Origin of the sequence: Catellatospora vulcania, assembly GCF_009720385.1 — a bacterium.
In the GTDB taxonomy this organism is placed as follows: domain Bacteria; phylum Actinomycetota; class Actinomycetes; order Mycobacteriales; family Micromonosporaceae; genus Catellatospora; species Catellatospora vulcania.
This window is the reverse complement of record NZ_ML769306.1, coordinates 228,999-244,439: the sequence shown is the minus strand read 5'-3', so window position 1 is coordinate 244,439 and position 15,441 is coordinate 228,999. Positions and strand designations below refer to the sequence as shown.

Here is a 15,441-nt window from a genome sequence, read left to right as displayed (position 1 = left end):
CTTTGACCGGACGGGCCGGAGCTCCCCCTGCCGTCCGCCGGACGGCTGGTTCACGCCGTCGGCTCGCGAGGCGGCCGAGGACCTTGGCCTGGCCGGCGGGGGGACACGGTGACCGCGCTCGTGAAGTCGACCGACGTCAGCGTGGCGGTCCGGTGACCGGGCGGTAGCGTACCTCCATCGCCGGGGCGCCCGCGGTCAGAACACCGACCAGCCGCTCAGTGAGGCGAAGTGCTCCAGCGCGAGCATGCCGGACACGGAGTTGCCGGAGGAATCCAGGCCGGGGCCCCACACGCAGACGGTGCCCACCCGGGGCGCCACGGCCAGGATCCCTCCCCCCACCCCCGACTTCAGGGGGAGTCCGACGCGGTGCGCGATGTCGGCACTCGCGTCGTAGGCGCCGCAGGTCAGCATGGTGGCGTTGATGCGCCGGGTGTCCTGCGGGGCCAGCAGCCGCCGTCCGTCTGCCCCTACCCCGCCCCGGGCCAGCAGCAGCCCGGCCTGGGCGAGGTCGTGGCAGCTGGCGGCGATCGCGCACTGCCAGATGTAGTGCGTCAACACCGCGTCGACGGGGTGGTGCAGGTTGCCGTAGGCCGCGATGAGGTGCGCGATGGCGGTGTTGCGCTCGGCGCGCTCGTGCTCGGCGCGGGCCACCGCGGGGTCCACGTCCAGGGCGGGGTTGGCGGACTCGGCCCGGATCAGGTCGAGCACGCTGTGGCAGGACTGACCGCCGGTGAGTTCCAGCAGCCGGTCGACGACGACGAGCGCGCCTGAGTTGAGCAGCGGGTTGCGGGGGATGCCGCGTTCGGTGTCCAACTCGGAGATCGCGTTGTAGGGGCGGCTGGAGGGCCTGCGGCCGACCCGCGCCCAGACCTTGTCGCCGTCGAGGGCGATGACCTGGGCCAGGGCGAACACCTTGGCGATGCTCTGGATCGCGAACGGCTCCCGCCACTGCCCGGCGCCGTGCACGCGCCCGTCGACGGTGGCCGCGGCGAGGCCGAAGCGCCGGTCGGGGGCCGCGATGAGCTGCGCTGCCGCGTACACCGTCTCCACGACGACGTCGAGTTTCATGTGCGGCTCCACTGGTCGGCGGTCGCGGTGGCGGGCAGGCCCGAGGTGATCGGAGCGTGCCCGGCCACCCCGCGGGTTCCGTGGCGTGGAGGTCGGCCCACGCGCGGTCCCCGCCCGGCCGCGGCGCTGGTGTGCCGTGGCCCGGTTCATCGTGCCGACGGCGACCGGGTGCGCGAAACGGGGAAAGCCCTTGCATCCGCGTGTGCTCGCCCTCGCCCCGGCCGCGCTGTCGGCCGTCGGGTGAACGCGGCATGAATAGGGTTCTCCCTTGCGTTCGCCTGCCGGACAGATCGCGGGTTCTGCACCGGAGTCACCGGCCATATCTTCGGTCCACCCGACCTGGACCGATCCTCGTCGATGCGGCCGGGTGGCGCCTTCAACGGTTTACCCCACCCCGCGGACCACGTGTCTCCTCTGCGGACGCCAGTGGGGTGATCTCCGAATCCCCCTACTCCAAGGAGAGATGATGCGTTCGCGCACCAGATTCGCCGCCGCGCTCACCGGCGCGGCGCTGCTCGGCACCATGACCGTCACGGCCTGGACCGTCACCTCGGCGACGGCGTCGAGCGCCCCACCGCAGAGCGGGGCCGCGCCCGTGGCCGCGGTAGACGGTGTCGCCCGCGCCCTGGGCATCAGCGCCGACACCGCCCGGCGTGAACTCCAGGCACAGGAGCAGGCGCACCGCGTCGCCGCCTCGCTGCCCGCCCCGCTACAGGCACAGTCGTCCGGGAAGTGGTTCGACCCGCAGCGCGGCCTGGTCGTCGCGGTGACGACCGAAGCCGCCGCCGCTCAGGTCCGCGCCGCGGGCGCACAGCCGCATTTGGTGACCCGCGGCCCCGTCGAGCTGCAGCGGCTGGCCAAGTCCGTACGCGCCGTCGTCGGCAAGGGCGTGCCCGGCATCTACGGCTGGGGTGTCGACGTGCAGGCCAACGTGGTCAGCGTCAACTTCAACACGGCCCGGCACACCGCCGCCACCGACACCGCTGTCGCCCGGTTGCGGGCCCTCGGCAGCGGGGTCAGGCTCGTGCACAGCGACTCCCAGCCGCGCCAGCAGGCCGGCGACATCCGCACCGGCAGCCCCTGGTGGCCCGGCACCGAGAGCAACTGCTCCGTCGGGTTCGCCGCCACCGACTCCACCGGCGGCAAGCACTTCCTCACCGCCGGGCACTGCACCAACAACGCCAACCAGGCCGCGTACGGCCAGTCCGGCCAGCAGAACAGGATCGGCACCTCGAACGTCGGCGGCACCCGCAGCGTCAACGCCCGCGAGGGCGACATGGGCGTCGTCGCCGTCACCGAGGCGGGCTGGAACCTGTCCGCCTCCGTGAACACCTGGGACCAGCCCGCGGTCACCATCACCGGCTCCGCCGAGGCGATGGTCGGCGACCGGGTCTGCCACTCCGGCAACACCTCCAAATGGCAGTGCGGCGTCGTCAAGTACACCCACAAGTCGGTCGACTACGGCGGCGGCCTGATCATCGAGGACCTGACCTGGACCACCGCCTGCTCGCTGGGCGGCGACTCCGGCGGCGGCTGGCTGCTCGGCGACAAGGCCGTCGGCCTGCACGACGGCGGCCCGTCCAGCTGCGTGACCAACCCGACCGACGACGCCGACCTGTCCATCTTCCAGCCGGTCAACGAGGCCCTGGCCAAGTGGAACCTCACCCTCGTCACCGGCTCCGGCGGCGGGGACACGGCCGCGCCGACCGCACCGGGCAACCCGCGCGCCACCGGCGCCACGGCGAGCAGCGTCTCGCTGGCCTGGGACGCCGCGACCGACAACGTCGGCGTCACCGCGTACGACGTCTACCGCGGTGCGACGCTGGCCACCACGGTCACCGGCCTGACCGCGACCGTCACCGGGCTGACCGCCGACACGGCGTACTCGTTCACGGTCAAGGCCCGCGACGCCGCCGGCAACGTCGGCCCCGCCTCGGCCGCGGTCAGCGCCCGCACCCAGCCCGGCGGGGGCGACACCCAGCCGCCGACCGCGCCCGGCAACCTGCGCTCCACCGCCCAGACCAGCACGTCGATCACGCTGGCCTGGGACGCGGCCACCGACAACGTCGGCGTCAGTGCCTACGACGTCTACCGCGGCACCACCCTGGCCACGACGGTCGCCGGCCTGACCGCGACCGTCACCGGGCTGACCGCCGACACGGCGTACTCGTTCACCGTCCAGGCCCGCGACGCCGCCGGCAACAAGTCCAGCCCCACCGCCGCGCTCTCCGTGCGCACCAAGCCCGCCGGCGGCGGCGGGCGCACCTTCACCAGCAACACCGACTACCAGATCTACGACTACAACCAGTTCTTCAGCCCGGTCACGTCCACCGCGACCGGACCGGCCGCGACCACGGTCAGCCTGGTCGTCACCATCAACCACACCTGCGCCGAGGACCTGGGCATCTCCCTGGTCGCACCCAACGGCAACCTCTACGCCGTCAAGTACAGCGGCGGCTACACCTGCACCCCCTGGAGCGGCCCGGCGACCTTCACCGTCCCGTCCGTGTCCAGCCCCGCCGGCGGCGTCTGGAAACTGCGCGTCACCGACTACGGCCCCGGTGACACCGGCGTGCTCGACAGCTGGTCGATCACCCTGTAGCAGCCGACGGCAGCCGGGGTGTGCGGTCTCCCAGGCACACCCCGGCCACCCCTATCCTGTGAGGCGACATGGACACCGCCGGCACCGACCTCATCGGCCGGGAAACCCTGCTCGACACCGTCCGGCGGCTGCTCGCCGACGGCGGCCGGATCACCCTGCACGGCCTGGCCGGGTCAGGGCGCAGTGCCGTGGCCGGCGCCGCCACCGACGGCATACGTCCCAGCTGGACGCTGCACCCCGGCCCCGCCGACCGCGACATCGCCTTCTGCGCATTGGCGGACCTGCTCATGCTGCTCGACGCGCAGGGGCGCCTCGGCGACGCCCTGCCGGTCCCGCAACGCCACGCCGTCGACGCCGTGCTCAACCGCCGCCCCGGCGACCCGGAACCGCTCGCGCTGCGCCTGGCGCTGCTCAGCCTCCTGCAGACCGGGGTCCTCGTCATCGACGACGCCCACTGGCTCGACCCGCCCAGCCGCGAGATCCTCGCCTACCTGCTGCGCCGCGGCGGCAGGACCCTCGGCGTACTGGCCACGACCGGCTCGGAGCAGCCGTCGCTGCCCGGCACCACGCCACTGGCCCTGCCCCCGCTGGAACTGCACCACACCGCGCAGCTGCTGAGCAGGCACGCGATACCGGCCCGGCTGGCCGGCAAGATCCACGCCGCCGCGGGCGGCAACCCGGGCCTGATCCTGGCCCTCTGCACCGCGGCGGGCACCGGCGTGGACCCGGCCGCCTTCGACACCACCACCCCCACCCCGGCCGTGCTGTCGGCAGCCCGCCGTATGCTGGCCCCACTCGACGCCTCCCAGCGCGGATCCCTGCTGCTCGCGGCACTGGCCGAGCGGCCCAGCCTGCAGTTGCTGCACCGCGCGGGCCGCGACGGGGCCACCAGGGACCTCGCCGCCGCGCGCGACGCCGGACTCGCCGAGCTGAGCCCCAGCGGACGGATCACCCTGCCCGCCGGCGCCGTGGCGCTCACCCTCAGACACGACGCCGACCTCGACCAGCTGGCCGAATGCCACCGCGCACTCGCCGCGACCGCCGACGACGACAGCACCCGGCTGTGGCACACCAGTGCCGTCGGCCAGACCCCCGACGCGGCGCTGGCCCGGTCACTGGCCGACGCCTCCACGACCGCAATGGCCCAGGGCCGGCCCACCCGCGCCGCCGAACTCGCGCTGCGCGCCGCGACGCTGGCCACCCTGGCCATCCCCGCCGACCGGATCGCCACCTGGCTGATCGCGGCAGCCGCCGCCGGCGGCGCAGCCGGCCGCACCGACCTGGTACGCGCCGCCGTGAACCTGCTCGAAGAGACCCCGTCCACCCCGGCCGACCGGGCCCGCGCCCGCGTCGCCATGGCCGACGCGGCAGGACAGGCCCTCGACGGACTCGACGACCTGCTCGCCCGAGCGCTCGCCGAAGCGGGCGACGACCACGCCCTCATCGCCGCCGTACGGCTGCGCCTGGCCTGGCGCGCCAACCTCGCCGAAGGCTCCCCACGCCGCGCCGCCGGGCAGGCCCGCGCCGCGGCCCGCCACGCCCGCCTCGCCGCACAGTGCCCGGACGAGGCCCTCGCGCTGACGATGGTCGCCCGGATGGAGCGCATCCTCGGCGACCCCGCCGCCGAATCGACCCTGGCCCGGGCCCTGGCGCTGCCCGAGACCCCCGCCGCGTACGGGCTGCACAACTCGCCGCGCTACCTCGCCCTGCGGCACGCGTTCTTCGACGACCACCTCACCCACGCGCGCCGAGGGCTGCTCGCCATGCTGCCCGCGGCGGAGTCCTCCGGCATCCCCGAGGACATCGTCGACATCCTGCGCTCCCTGGCCGAGGTCGAGCTCCGCGCGGGCCGCTGCCACTCCGCGGCCACCCGGTCGATGCGGGCGCTGCGGCTGAGCGAACGGGCCGGGCTGTCACCGGGACCGTCGTGCTACACCGCCGCCCTGGCCGAGCTGGCCGTCGGCTCACCCGAGCGGGCCCGCTCCTACGCCGAACGGGCCCTGGCCGCGTCCACCTACGAGCACGACCAGATCTACCTCGCCCGTGCCTGGCACGCCATCGGACAGATCGAACTCGCCTGCCGCGACGCCACCGCCGCCGTGCGGGCCCTGCGCCACGTCCAGGAACTCGAGCAGCGCCAGCAGGTCCGCGACCCGTCCCTGCTGCGCTGGCACGGCGACCTCGCCGAAGCGCTGGTCGGGGCGGGTCAGTCCGGCGCGGCCGAGCAGTTGATCAACGAGACCCGGGCGGTGGCCGGCGAGCTGGGCCGGGCGGGCGTCATCGCGGCACTGGACCGGGCCGAAGGGGTATACCGCTGTGCGGTGGCCGAACCCGCCCACGCTGTCGTGCTGCTGCGCCGCTCCCAGGAGCAGTTCGCGATGCTCGGCATGCCGCTGGAACGCGGCCGCAGCCTGCTGGCACTGGCCGGCGCGGAACGCCGTCGGCGTCGGCGCTCGGCTGCCCGCGAGGCCGTGCAGCAGGCGGAGGAGGTCTTCGCCGACGCGGGAGCCGCCTTCTGGGCGTCCTCGGCACGTGCGGCCGCCGAGCGCAGCCACCCGGAAGGCTTGACCGAGGCGGCACTGGAGCTCTCCGAGGCAGAGACGCAGATCGTGCGCCTGGCGACCGGCGGGGCTTCGAACCGCGAGATCGCCGCGAGGCTGTTCCTCAGCGTGAAGACCGTCGAGGCGACACTGACCAAGCTCTACCGGCGCACCGGAGTGCGGTCCCGCGCACAGCTGCACCACCTGCTCACCTCGACCGGCCAGGGCTAGTCGAAGGGCCGTTGGCCTGCACTTACGTTTCCCGGTCCCGGGCGGCGGGGTACGGCAGGGGACGGACCGATGCACAGCCCGACCGGAAGGGGGCCACGGCATGAGGATCATCACGCGCGCCGCGGCGATGCCCGCGGCGCTGGCGCTCGCCGCGTTTGCGGCAGCCCAGCCCACACCACCGCCGCAGGTGGAGGCGGCATTCAGCACGTACGCGCCTGGCGCGGCCGCCGTCACCTATGACACGACTCTGGTGCCTGCGGGGGCGACCGTACGGCTGGCGCTCGCCGACACGGACACCACGCCGAAGGTCACCCTGTGGCTGACCGGGCTCAACCCCGACCACACCTACGGCGCACACCTGCACCAGCGGCCCTGCGGCCCGGACGGCGCCGCCGCGGGCCCGCACTACCAGCACACCGCCGACCCGGCGGCCACACCGGAGAAGCCGTCTGCCGACCCGGCGTACGCCAACGCGACCAATGAGGTGTGGCTCGACTTCACCACCGGCCCCGACGGCAGCGCACAGAGCTCCGCCACCCACCAGTGGCCCTTCAACGAGCAGAATCCGCCACGGTCGCTGATCCTGCACGCTGAGGCGACCCAGACCGCGGCTGGTCACGCCGGTATGGCGGGCGCGCGGCTGGCCTGCGTCAACCTGCCCTGAGGTCACGGTTGGGCGGCCTTTCGGCGCCGGGGCGGCGGCGCTGCCCCACGCGCATCGATACTCGTCGCATGAACGGGGAACGCAGTTGGTTGCCGGCGGCGCTCGTCGCCGTCACCGTGCCGGGGGTGCTGCTGCTGTTGTGCTTCGGCGCCGGACGTCTGGGTCTCGGGCCGTTAGCCGTGGCACCCGGCCCGATCGTGACGCAGCACGAGCCGCAGAAGGTGCTGTTGGACCACAGCAGCCCGAAGTTGCTGAAGATCGGCGTGGCGTGGAGCGAGGACGGCTACTGCTCCGGCCAGTTCACCCTGTCGGTGACCGAGACCCCGACCGAAGTCCGCGTGGGTACGGTGACCAGCCGCGACTACCCGCACGGCACCTGTGCCGGCCTGGGTTCGTGGCAGGGTATGGCATGGCCTTCCGTGGTGCTGGCAGATCCGCTCGGGAACCGGGCGGTCGTCCGGGACAGCGACGGGGCACGCCTTCCGCTCTACGACAGCCCCCTGCAGCTGGCGAGCCCGTTGCCCACGAACTCCCGTTGACCGTCTCGCCGGAACTGCCGTACGGCGGGGTTCAGGTCCCGCGTAGAGCGCGCGCGAGCAGGTCCAGTGCTGCGGGATAGGCGCCCTGGCCCGGTGCGGCGTAGCCGACGATCAGGCCCATGGCCGGGTCCTGCCCGGGGGCGTGCATGTGCGCGCGAAGTCCGCTGAGGGCCAGACCGCGGAGGGCTGCGCGGGCGATGACGTCGTCCTCACCGGGACCTGTTGCCGGCAGGGGGAGGAGCGCGTGCATCCCGGCCGCGATGCCGTGCAGCTGGTGGCTGCGGCCCAGGCGTTCGATGAGCAGGTCACGCCGTCGGCGGTAGTGCAGCCGGCAGGCGCGGATGTGCCGGTCGTAGGCGTGGCTGGTGATCAGTTCGGCGAGGGTGAGCTGGCCGATGGTCTCGGTGTGCAGATCGGTGAGTCGCTTGGCGTGGGCGACCGGCTCGACGAGACGTTCGGGCAGCACCATCCAGGCCAGCCGCAGCGCCGGGCCCAGGGTCTTCGCGGCGGTGCCGACGTAGGCGACGTGCTCGGGTGCGATGCCCTGCAGCGCGCCGACGGGTTGCCGGTCGTAGCGGAACTCGCCGTCATAGTCGTCCTCGATCACCAGCCCCCGGTGCGCTCGGGCCCACGCGACCGCCGCGCGGCGGCGTTCGGGGTGCAGCGTCACACCGGTCGGGTACTGGTGGGCCGGGGTCAGCACGGCGGCCCGTGCCGGCGCCAGCGCGCCGCCGCCCAGCTGACCGGTGCAGGCGCCCTGCTCGTCGACGGGCAGGGCGAGCACCTCGCAGCCGGTGTGGCGGACCACGTCGCGGTGGAACGCGAGCCCGGGGTCCTCCATCGCGATCGGCCCGCGCAGCACTCCGGCGAGCAGCGAGAGGGCCTGGACGTATCCGGAGCAGACGATGATGTGCTCCGGGTCGGCGCGCACGCCGCGGGCGCGGCCCAGATATCCGGCCAGCGCCGTGCGCAGTTCGGCCCGCCCCCGCGGGTCGCCGTAGTCGTACGTGGACACGGGTGCGCGCGCCAGCGCCCGGCGGGTGGCCCGAACCCACGCGTCGACCGGGAAGGTGGCCACGTCGGGGCTGCCCGGGCGCAGGTCGAAACGGGGCGTGGGAGCGGTCGTGCGCGCGGCCGCACCGGTGTGGGCTTCGGGCACCCCGGCAACCGTGGTCCCGGATCCGGTGCGGGCGTGGAGATAGCCCTCCGCGGTGAGCTGCTCGTACGCGGCGGCGACGGTGTTGCGGGCCAGGTTCAGCTCTGCTGCCAGCGTCCGGGTCGAGGGCAGCCTGGTGTGCGCGGCCAGCCGCCCGGACCGGATGGCCGTCCGCAGCGCCTGCTCCAGCGCGGTGCGCCGCCCACCGGCGAGGTCGAGGTCCAGATGCAGATCGACACCGGAATTGGCCCAACCATCGGTCACACTATTGGACCTTAGCGGCAGGCCATTACCGCCATACGGTGGGTCCATGAACATCAACGAGATCCCGGTCCGAGTCGCGGTCGACAAGCTCGCCCCGCACCTCAACAAGGCCATGAACGCCCTGGACACCGCCTCCCGCGACACCAAGCTGGAGACGGGACTGCTCGAACTGGTCCGCACCAGGGTGTCCCAGATCAACGGCTGCGCGTACTGCGTCGACATGCACAGCGGCGACGCCGTCACCGGCGGCGAGGACCCGCGGCGGGTGTACACGCTGCCGGTGTGGCGGGAGGCCCCGTTCTTCACCGGCCGTGAGCAGGCCGCCCTGGAACTCGCCGAGGCGATGACGAGGCTGAGCGAGGCGCCGGTCGCCGAGGAGACGATCGCACGGGCGGGCGAGCACTTCACCGAGGTCGAACTCGCCGAGCTCATCTGGACGGTCACCGTCATCAACGCCTGGAGCCGGCTGGGCGCGACCGCCCGGCCGTGGACGCTGAAATGACACCGCCCAGCGCCTGGTCCCCGGGGGCCGCACCCCGGCCGACCGCGGACCAGGCGGTGGCCGTGTCCGGCCGGGCCGCGCTCCTGCGCAGCCTGCACCGGCCGGGTGAGCCACTGTTGCTGCCGAACGTCTGGGACTGCCGGGGCGCTCGCCTGGTCGCCCAAGCCGGGCTGCCCGCGGTCGCCACCAGCAGCGCGGCGATCGCCGACAGCCTCGGCTACGCCGACGGCGAGGCGACCCCGGTCGGGGAGATGCTCGACATGGTCGCCCGCATCGCCGCGGCCGTGGACGTGCCGGTCACCGCGGACCTGGAACGCGGGTACGGCATGAGGCCCGTCGAGCTGGTCGAACGGCTCGCCGCCACCGGGGCCGCGGGCTGCAACCTGGAGGACACCGATCCGCGTACCGGCCGTCTCGTCGACGCCGCACGCCAGGCTGACCTGCTCGCCGAGGTCCGGGAGGCGGCCGAGGCGTGCGGTGTCGACCTGGTCGTGACCGCCCGCATCGACGTCTACCTCGACACGGCACCGGGTGATCCGGCCGGGCGGCTGGACGAGACCCTCCGGCGTGCCCGCCTGTACGCGGCGGCCGGCGCGGACTGCGTGTTCCCGATCCTGCTGTCCGACGAGGCCGGCATCGCCCGGCTCGTCGCCACCGGCGTCGCGGTCAACGTCCTCGCCGACAGCGGCCGGAATCTCGTCCGGCTGGCCGAACTCGGCGTGGCGCGGATCAGCCTCGGCCCGCACCTCTACCGGGCCGGCCGGGCGCACCTGGCGGGGGTCATCGCCGACCTCGTCCGTGCCCAGCACCCCGCAGCGCTGGAGTCCAGCTCGCCGACCGGACTTGCCGGCGTCCCGGCCCACACCGTAGCGCCACCGGCGGCTGGGACTTAGTCTGAGCGTCCCATGAAGCCCAGTATCAAGCCGATCGTGTGGCAGCCACCGGCCACACCCGCCCGAGCGCGCCGCCCGCACGGCGCGGTCGCCATGCCGCAGCCCGTCCTCCACCCGCTGCCCGGCATCGGGCCCGAGGACGTCGCGGTGGCGCCCGACGGCGCGGTCTACACCGGCCTCGCCGACGGCAGGATCCTCCGGGTCCGCGAAGACGGTGTGGACGTCGTGGCCGAAACCGGCGGTCGCCCACTCGGCATCGAGGTCGACCCCGATGGCGCCCTTGTCGTCTGCGACGCCGCTCGCGGCCTGCTCCGCGTGCAGCCCGTCGACGGGGCGATCGAGGATCTCGTTCCGGCGGGCACGCGGATCGACGGCGTACCACTGCGGATCTGCAACAACGCGGCTATCGCCGCCGACGGCACCATCTGGTTCAGCGACTCGTCGGCCCGGTTCGACCTCGCGCACTGGAAGGCCGACCTCATCGAGCACTCCGGAACGGGACGCCTGCTGCGCCGCGACCCGGACGGCACGGTCACCACCGTCCTCACCGGTCTGCACTTCGCCAACGGCGTCGCCCTCGCCGCCGACGAGTCGTTCGTCGCCGTCGCGGAGACCGGCGCATACCGGTTGACCAGGCTCTGGCTGACCGGCCCGCAGCCGGGCCACCGCGACGTGCTCGTGGACAACCTGCCCGGCTTCCCGGACAACATCGCCCGCGGCAGCGATGGTCTGATCTGGATCGCGATGGGCTCGCCGCGCAACCGCGCACTCGACCTGCTCGCCTCGCGGCCGCCGGTCCTGCGGCGGCTGCTGTGGGCATTGCCGGACGCATTGCTGCCGCAGCCCGCCGACACCGTCTGGGTCCAGGCCGTCGACGCCGCCGGACGCACCGTCCACGACCTGCAGACGGCCACGCCAGGGTTCTCCATGGCCACCGGAGTGCGCGAGGAGGCAGGCACGGTATGGCTCGGCAGCCTGCACTCGGCAGCGATTGCGCACTTCAGGCTGCCGTGAGCCGGTGGTGGCCGACCCGCCAGGCAGCTGAAAGCGGCCGCATTCCCGCCGTGGTGGAATCATCGACACATGACCGACACCAGCGCCACGCCGCCTGACTCCGAGCGCAGCCGCGGCTTCGACGCCGCGTACGCCGGCACTCCTCCGTGGGAGATCGGCCGGCCACAACCGGCGCTCGCCGCCGTGGCCGCCGCGGGCGGTCTGCGCGGCCGGGTGCTCGACGTCGGCTGCGGCACCGGCGAGCACGCCATGATGGCCGCGGCGGCCGGATTCACCGCGACCGGGATCGACGCCTCGCCGACCGCGATCGGTCTGGCCAGGGCGAAGGCCGCCGCGCGGGGCCTGGCGGCGACCTTCGTCGTCGACGACGTCCTGCGCCTCGCGGAGCACGGGCGCTGGGACACCGTGCTGGACTCGGCGCTGTTCCACACCCTGTCCGACGCCGACCGCGTCACCTATGGGCAGGTCGTCCGCACTGCGGTCGCTGTCGGCGGGACCTATCACCTGCTCTGCTTCAGCGAGCGGGAGCCGGGCGACTGGGGGCCTCGCCGCGTCACTCAGGACGAGATCCGGGCCGTTTTCGGCCAGGGGTGGACGGTGGAGCGCATCGAATCCGCCGTGCTGGAGATGAGTTCCATCCAGGCCACAGCGCAGGGCTGGCTCGCCACGATCCGCCGCACCGGCGAACACTGAGCCTGCCCGGCCGCGCGGGCACGGCTCACGAACCGGTGGCCGTTGTCACGTCAGGACGGGCAGTGCCTCCGTGCCGTGCTGGACGAAGCCGCGCGCGCCGTAGAAGAAGCTGGGTCGCGTGTCGGGGTCCAGGCGCAGGTCGGGGCAGGCGCCGAGGAGTGCATTGAGGGCCGCGCTGACTTCGATGCGGGCCAGCGGTGCGCCGACGCAGTAGTGCGGGCCGATGCCGAAGCCCAGGTGGGCGCCGCCGCGCCGGTCCAGGCGGAACGTCTGGGCGTCGGGGTATACCTGCTCGTCGAAGTGCGCCCCGGCGATGCACAGGTAGACCATGCTGCCGGCGGCCAGGACGGTCCCGGAGAGCTCGACGTCGCGCGTGACCAGGCGGTAGAGGCCGGCCGTCGGATTGGCCCACCGGAAGGCCTCGTCGATCGCGGCCTCGGTGAGCCTGCCGTCGGCCCGCACCTGCGCCAGCGCGCCGGGGTTGAACAGCAGCGAGCAGACCGTGGCCGACATCATCTGGATCGTGGTCTCGAAACCGCCGAGCAGCAGGCTGACCACGGCGGTCGTCACGGCTTCCAGGGAGTAGGCGTCCTCCGCCTCGAACGCCCTGATGATCTCGCCGAGCATGTTGTCGTTGCGGTCCCGAAGCTCCTGCCGCACCAGCGTGGACGTGTACTCGCTCAGCTGCGCATACGCCTGTCGCCCGGCTTCGGCCACGGACGGGTCCATCGGCGAGCCCAGCCAGGTGATGATCGCCCGCACCCACAGCAGACCCTGGTCACCGAGATCGTCGGGCATGCCGAGCAGGGTGAGGAAGACCTCCATCGGGTACCGCGCGATGCTCTCTTCGACCAGCTCCACCTCGGGCTTCCCGGCGAGCGCCCCGAAGGTGCGCTGCGCGATCGGCACCACGGCCTGGGCGTACTTCGCGCTGGCGCTCGCGCTGAAGAAGCGGTTGTGGCTGCGGCGCAACCGCTGGTGCTGCGGCCCGTCGAGCGCGATCATCGCCTCGCTCATCGGGCCCATGCCGTAGAAGCGGGTGCTGAAGGTGGCGGTGTCGCGCAGTGCGGCGCTCACGTCCCGGTGCCGTAACACCAGTGGCGCGTTCATGAGCTCGTCGAAGATGATCGGTTCCTGCTGCCCGAGTGCCGCGAGGTTGCGCCCGAGCGCGGCGGGTGAGCTGGATCGTTGCGCGAAGGCACTTTCAGCGGCCGGGATCATATATCGATTACAGCCGTTGCATGGGAGGCCGATCGCAAAGCGACGGATGCCCGACAGTGACCGTCACCCTACCGGTGGTAATTGTTGAATGACCACTGTCGCATCAGGACGGCAGCCGACCGAGTAGCGATCGGCTCCGGCGAATCGGCCCATGTCGCACCCCGGCGGCTGCGCTGTACCGTGATCGCCTCTTCCGGACACCGAAAGGTGGCGCACATGAGCAGGGTCGCCGTCGTGACCGGTGCCTCCGCGGGGATCGGCGCGGCCACCGCGCAGCGGCTGCACGAGCTCGGCTTCACCGTGTACGCGGTGGCCCGCCGGCTGGACCGGATGGCGCCGCTGGCCGCGCTGGGCATCCACACCGCCTGTGTCGACGTCACCGACGACGCCGCCCTGGTGGCCCTGGTCGACCGCGTGGTGGCCGAGTCGGGTCGCATCGACGTGCTGGTCAACAACGCCGGCTACGGGTCGTTCGGCGCGCTCGAGGACGTGCCGATGGACGAGGCACGCCGGCAGTTCGAGGTCGACGTCTTCGCCGCGGCCAGGCTCTGCCAGCTCGTCCTGCCTCACCTGCGGGCGCAGGGCTCGGGTCGCATCATCAACGTCTCCTCGGTCGGGGCGCGGCTCTACCAGCCGCTGGGCAGCTGGTACCACTCGACCAAGTACGCCCTGGAAGGCCTGAGCGACTGCCTGCGGGTGGAGCTGCGGCCGCTGGGCGTCGACGTCGTCGTGATCCGGCCCGGCGGCATCGCGACCGAGTTCCCGCAGGTGGCGGGGGAGCGGCTGCTCGCCACGTCCGGCGGCGGACCGTACGACGCACACGCCCGCCGGTACGCGGCGACGCTGATGTCGGAGCCGGACCACATCTCGCCGCCCTCGGTCGTCGCGAAAGCGATCGCGCGGGCCGCGACAGTGCGCCGGCCGCGCGCCCGGTACGCGGTCGGGCGTGGCGCACGTGCCGCGGTGTTCCTGCGCTGGCTGCTGCCGGACCGCGCCTTCGACCGGGTGGTGGTGGCGCTGTTCACGGCGTTGGGCGACATCGCCGCCCGGCGTGCCCGCACGGCGGAGCAGGCGCCGGGCGCCGGACCGGCAGGCCCCTTGCCCGCGACGTCGCCGAAGAGCGCCGAGCCGTCAGTTCCCGGGCAGCCGCGCCTGCCCGCCGACGAGGCCGCGTGACGCCCAGCGGCGCAGCAGCCGCCATTGGATCAGCACCGCCACCGCGGTCAACGCCAGCATGAGCGCGGCGACCGCGGCGGCATAGCCGTACCGCAGGTACTCGAACGCGTCCTGGTAGAGCACCAGGGACAGGTAGGTCGTCGCGTACGGCGGCGGGCCGCCGTTCGTCACGACCAGCGTCGGCACGAACGACGCCTGCAGACTCAGCAGCGTGTCCCGCACGACCAGGACAGTGAGCACCGGCGCGAGCAGCGGCAGCGTCACCCGGCGCAGCACCTGCCCGGCGTGGGCTCCCTCCAGCTCGGCGAGCTCGTAAGCCTCCGGCGGCAGCGCCAGCCGGGCCGTGAGCACGATGACGAACGTCTCGCCGATCGTGAACAGACTCATCAGGACGATGCCCGCGCGGGCGTCCTCGGGGTCGGTCAGCCACTGCGGCGGCAGGCTGCCGAACATGGTCCGCCCGCCCTGCCCGCCGAGCATGAGGAGCTGGTTGACCGGCCCCTGGATCGGGTTGAGCAGCCACAGCCACAGCAGCCCGTAGGCGAGTTCCGGGACCGCGCCGGGCAGCAGCACCGCCGCCCGGGCGGTGCCGACGGCCCGGGCACGCCGATGCAGCAGCAGGGCCAGCCCGACCGCGAGGACGAGGCGCAGCGGCACCGAGACGGCCAGGTAGGACAGCGAGTTGCCGACCGCGGCCCGGACCGCGGGGTCTCCGGTGAGCTCGACGAAGTTGTCCCAGCCGACCAACCGCGAGCCGGCGATCAGGTCGGTCTCGGTGAACGCCATCGCCATCGTGGCCGCGGCGGGCAGCAACACCAGGACCACCAGCCCCACCAGGTACGGCGTGAGCATGAGCAGCAGCTGCCGGCGGTCGCGGC

The 15,441-nt window shown here is 73.3% G+C and carries 13 protein-coding genes; 9 read left to right on the top strand and 4 right to left on the bottom strand.

Annotated elements, in window-relative coordinates; translation table 11 throughout:
* Positions 1 to 195 precede the first annotated feature (195 nt).
* Entirely contained in the window at positions 196 to 1,068 is an 873-nt protein-coding gene (gene glsA, locus F6W97_RS14420; RefSeq protein WP_155370814.1) for a glutaminase A, read from the bottom strand.
* Positions 1,069 to 1,534: 466 nt separating this feature from the next.
* Between glsA and F6W97_RS14415 the strand changes: the two genes are divergently transcribed.
* The 4 genes from F6W97_RS14415 (at position 1,535) to F6W97_RS14400 (ending at position 7,644) form a co-directional block, all read left to right on the top strand.
* Positions 1,535 to 3,670, top strand: coding sequence for a fibronectin type III domain-containing protein (locus F6W97_RS14415; RefSeq protein ID WP_155370813.1), 2,136 nt, complete (start codon positions 1,535 to 1,537; stop codon positions 3,668 to 3,670).
* Positions 3,671 to 3,738: 68 nt separating this feature from the next.
* Positions 3,739 to 6,441 carry a helix-turn-helix transcriptional regulator gene (locus F6W97_RS14410; RefSeq protein ID WP_155370812.1) on the top strand — a complete coding sequence of 901 codons (2,703 nt, stop codon included), beginning with the start codon at positions 3,739 to 3,741 and terminating at the stop codon, positions 6,439 to 6,441.
* A gap of 100 nt (positions 6,442 to 6,541) precedes the next feature.
* A complete protein-coding gene (locus F6W97_RS14405; RefSeq protein ID WP_155370811.1) occupies positions 6,542 to 7,105 on the top strand; it encodes a superoxide dismutase family protein in 564 nt (187 codons plus the stop codon).
* Between the two features lie 68 nt (positions 7,106 to 7,173).
* Positions 7,174 to 7,644: a hypothetical protein gene (locus F6W97_RS14400; RefSeq protein ID WP_155370810.1), complete on the top strand. Its 471-nt coding sequence runs from the start codon at positions 7,174 to 7,176 to the stop codon at positions 7,642 to 7,644.
* 31 nt (positions 7,645 to 7,675) lie between these two features.
* On the opposite strand, the gene pdxR is transcribed toward F6W97_RS14400, so the two are convergent.
* Complete coding sequence (gene pdxR, locus F6W97_RS14395) at positions 7,676 to 9,064, bottom strand: MocR-like pyridoxine biosynthesis transcription factor PdxR (RefSeq protein ID WP_230686672.1); 1,389 nt, start codon at positions 9,062 to 9,064, stop codon at positions 7,676 to 7,678.
* Positions 9,065 to 9,110: 46 nt separating this feature from the next.
* Between pdxR and F6W97_RS14390 the strand changes: the two genes are divergently transcribed.
* The 4 genes from F6W97_RS14390 (at position 9,111) to F6W97_RS14375 (ending at position 12,166) form a co-directional block, all read left to right on the top strand.
* Positions 9,111 to 9,566 (top strand): carboxymuconolactone decarboxylase family protein, encoded by a 456-nt coding sequence (locus tag F6W97_RS14390; RefSeq protein WP_155370809.1) that lies wholly within the window; start codon positions 9,111 to 9,113, stop codon positions 9,564 to 9,566.
* Entirely contained in the window at positions 9,563 to 10,459 is an 897-nt protein-coding gene (locus tag F6W97_RS14385) for an isocitrate lyase/PEP mutase family protein (RefSeq protein ID WP_155370808.1), read from the top strand. Before F6W97_RS14390 ends, F6W97_RS14385 begins: the two co-directional genes overlap by 4 nt.
* Positions 10,460 to 10,471: 12 nt before the next feature.
* The gene (locus F6W97_RS14380; protein WP_155370807.1) at positions 10,472 to 11,473 is read left to right on the top strand and encodes an SMP-30/gluconolactonase/LRE family protein; all 1,002 of its coding nucleotides are present in this window, start codon (positions 10,472 to 10,474) and stop codon (positions 11,471 to 11,473) included.
* Positions 11,474 to 11,542: 69 nt separating this feature from the next.
* Positions 11,543 to 12,166, top strand: a complete 624-nt coding sequence (locus tag F6W97_RS14375) for a class I SAM-dependent methyltransferase (RefSeq protein ID WP_155370806.1) — start codon at positions 11,543 to 11,545, stop codon at positions 12,164 to 12,166.
* A gap of 45 nt (positions 12,167 to 12,211) precedes the next feature.
* On the opposite strand, the gene F6W97_RS14370 is transcribed toward F6W97_RS14375, so the two are convergent.
* Positions 12,212 to 13,387, bottom strand: coding sequence for a cytochrome P450 (locus F6W97_RS14370; protein ID WP_155370805.1), 1,176 nt, complete (start codon positions 13,385 to 13,387; stop codon positions 12,212 to 12,214).
* Positions 13,388 to 13,603: 216 nt separating this feature from the next.
* Here F6W97_RS14370 and F6W97_RS14365 point away from each other — a divergent pair, with 216 nt between their 5' ends.
* On the top strand, positions 13,604 to 14,563 hold the full coding sequence (locus F6W97_RS14365; RefSeq protein WP_155370804.1) for an oxidoreductase: 960 nt from the start codon (positions 13,604 to 13,606) through the stop codon (positions 14,561 to 14,563).
* Here the strand turns inward: F6W97_RS14365 and F6W97_RS14360 are convergent.
* A complete protein-coding gene (locus F6W97_RS14360; protein ID WP_155370874.1) occupies positions 14,519 to 15,415 on the bottom strand; it encodes a carbohydrate ABC transporter permease in 897 nt (298 codons plus the stop codon). The two genes, F6W97_RS14365 and F6W97_RS14360, sit on opposite strands and share 45 nt — an antisense overlap.
* Between the last annotated feature and the right edge of the window lie 26 nt (positions 15,416 to 15,441).

What these genes read in the sequence shown, in the direction of transcription:
- F6W97_RS14405 (WP_155370811.1), top strand. Translation starts at nt 6,542, where the DNA reads ATGAGGATCATCACGCGCGCCGCGGCGATGCCCGCGGCGCTGGCGCTC.
- glsA (WP_155370814.1), bottom strand. Translation starts at nt 1,068, where the DNA reads ATGAAACTCGACGTCGTCGTGGAGACGGTGTACGCGGCAGCGCAGCTC.
- F6W97_RS14415 (WP_155370813.1), top strand. Translation starts at nt 1,535, where the DNA reads ATGCGTTCGCGCACCAGATTCGCCGCCGCGCTCACCGGCGCGGCGCTG.
- F6W97_RS14375 (WP_155370806.1), top strand. Translation starts at nt 11,543, where the DNA reads ATGACCGACACCAGCGCCACGCCGCCTGACTCCGAGCGCAGCCGCGGC.
- F6W97_RS14400 (WP_155370810.1), top strand. Translation starts at nt 7,174, where the DNA reads ATGAACGGGGAACGCAGTTGGTTGCCGGCGGCGCTCGTCGCCGTCACC.
- F6W97_RS14385 (WP_155370808.1), top strand. Translation starts at nt 9,563, where the DNA reads ATGACACCGCCCAGCGCCTGGTCCCCGGGGGCCGCACCCCGGCCGACC.
- F6W97_RS14390 (WP_155370809.1), top strand. Translation starts at nt 9,111, where the DNA reads ATGAACATCAACGAGATCCCGGTCCGAGTCGCGGTCGACAAGCTCGCC.
- F6W97_RS14370 (WP_155370805.1), bottom strand. Translation starts at nt 13,387, where the DNA reads ATGATCCCGGCCGCTGAAAGTGCCTTCGCGCAACGATCCAGCTCACCC.
- F6W97_RS14360 (WP_155370874.1), bottom strand. Translation starts at nt 15,415, where the DNA reads ATGCTCACGCCGTACCTGGTGGGGCTGGTGGTCCTGGTGTTGCTGCCC.
- F6W97_RS14365 (WP_155370804.1), top strand. Translation starts at nt 13,604, where the DNA reads ATGAGCAGGGTCGCCGTCGTGACCGGTGCCTCCGCGGGGATCGGCGCG.
- F6W97_RS14380 (WP_155370807.1), top strand. Translation starts at nt 10,472, where the DNA reads ATGAAGCCCAGTATCAAGCCGATCGTGTGGCAGCCACCGGCCACACCC.
- F6W97_RS14410 (WP_155370812.1), top strand. Translation starts at nt 3,739, where the DNA reads ATGGACACCGCCGGCACCGACCTCATCGGCCGGGAAACCCTGCTCGAC.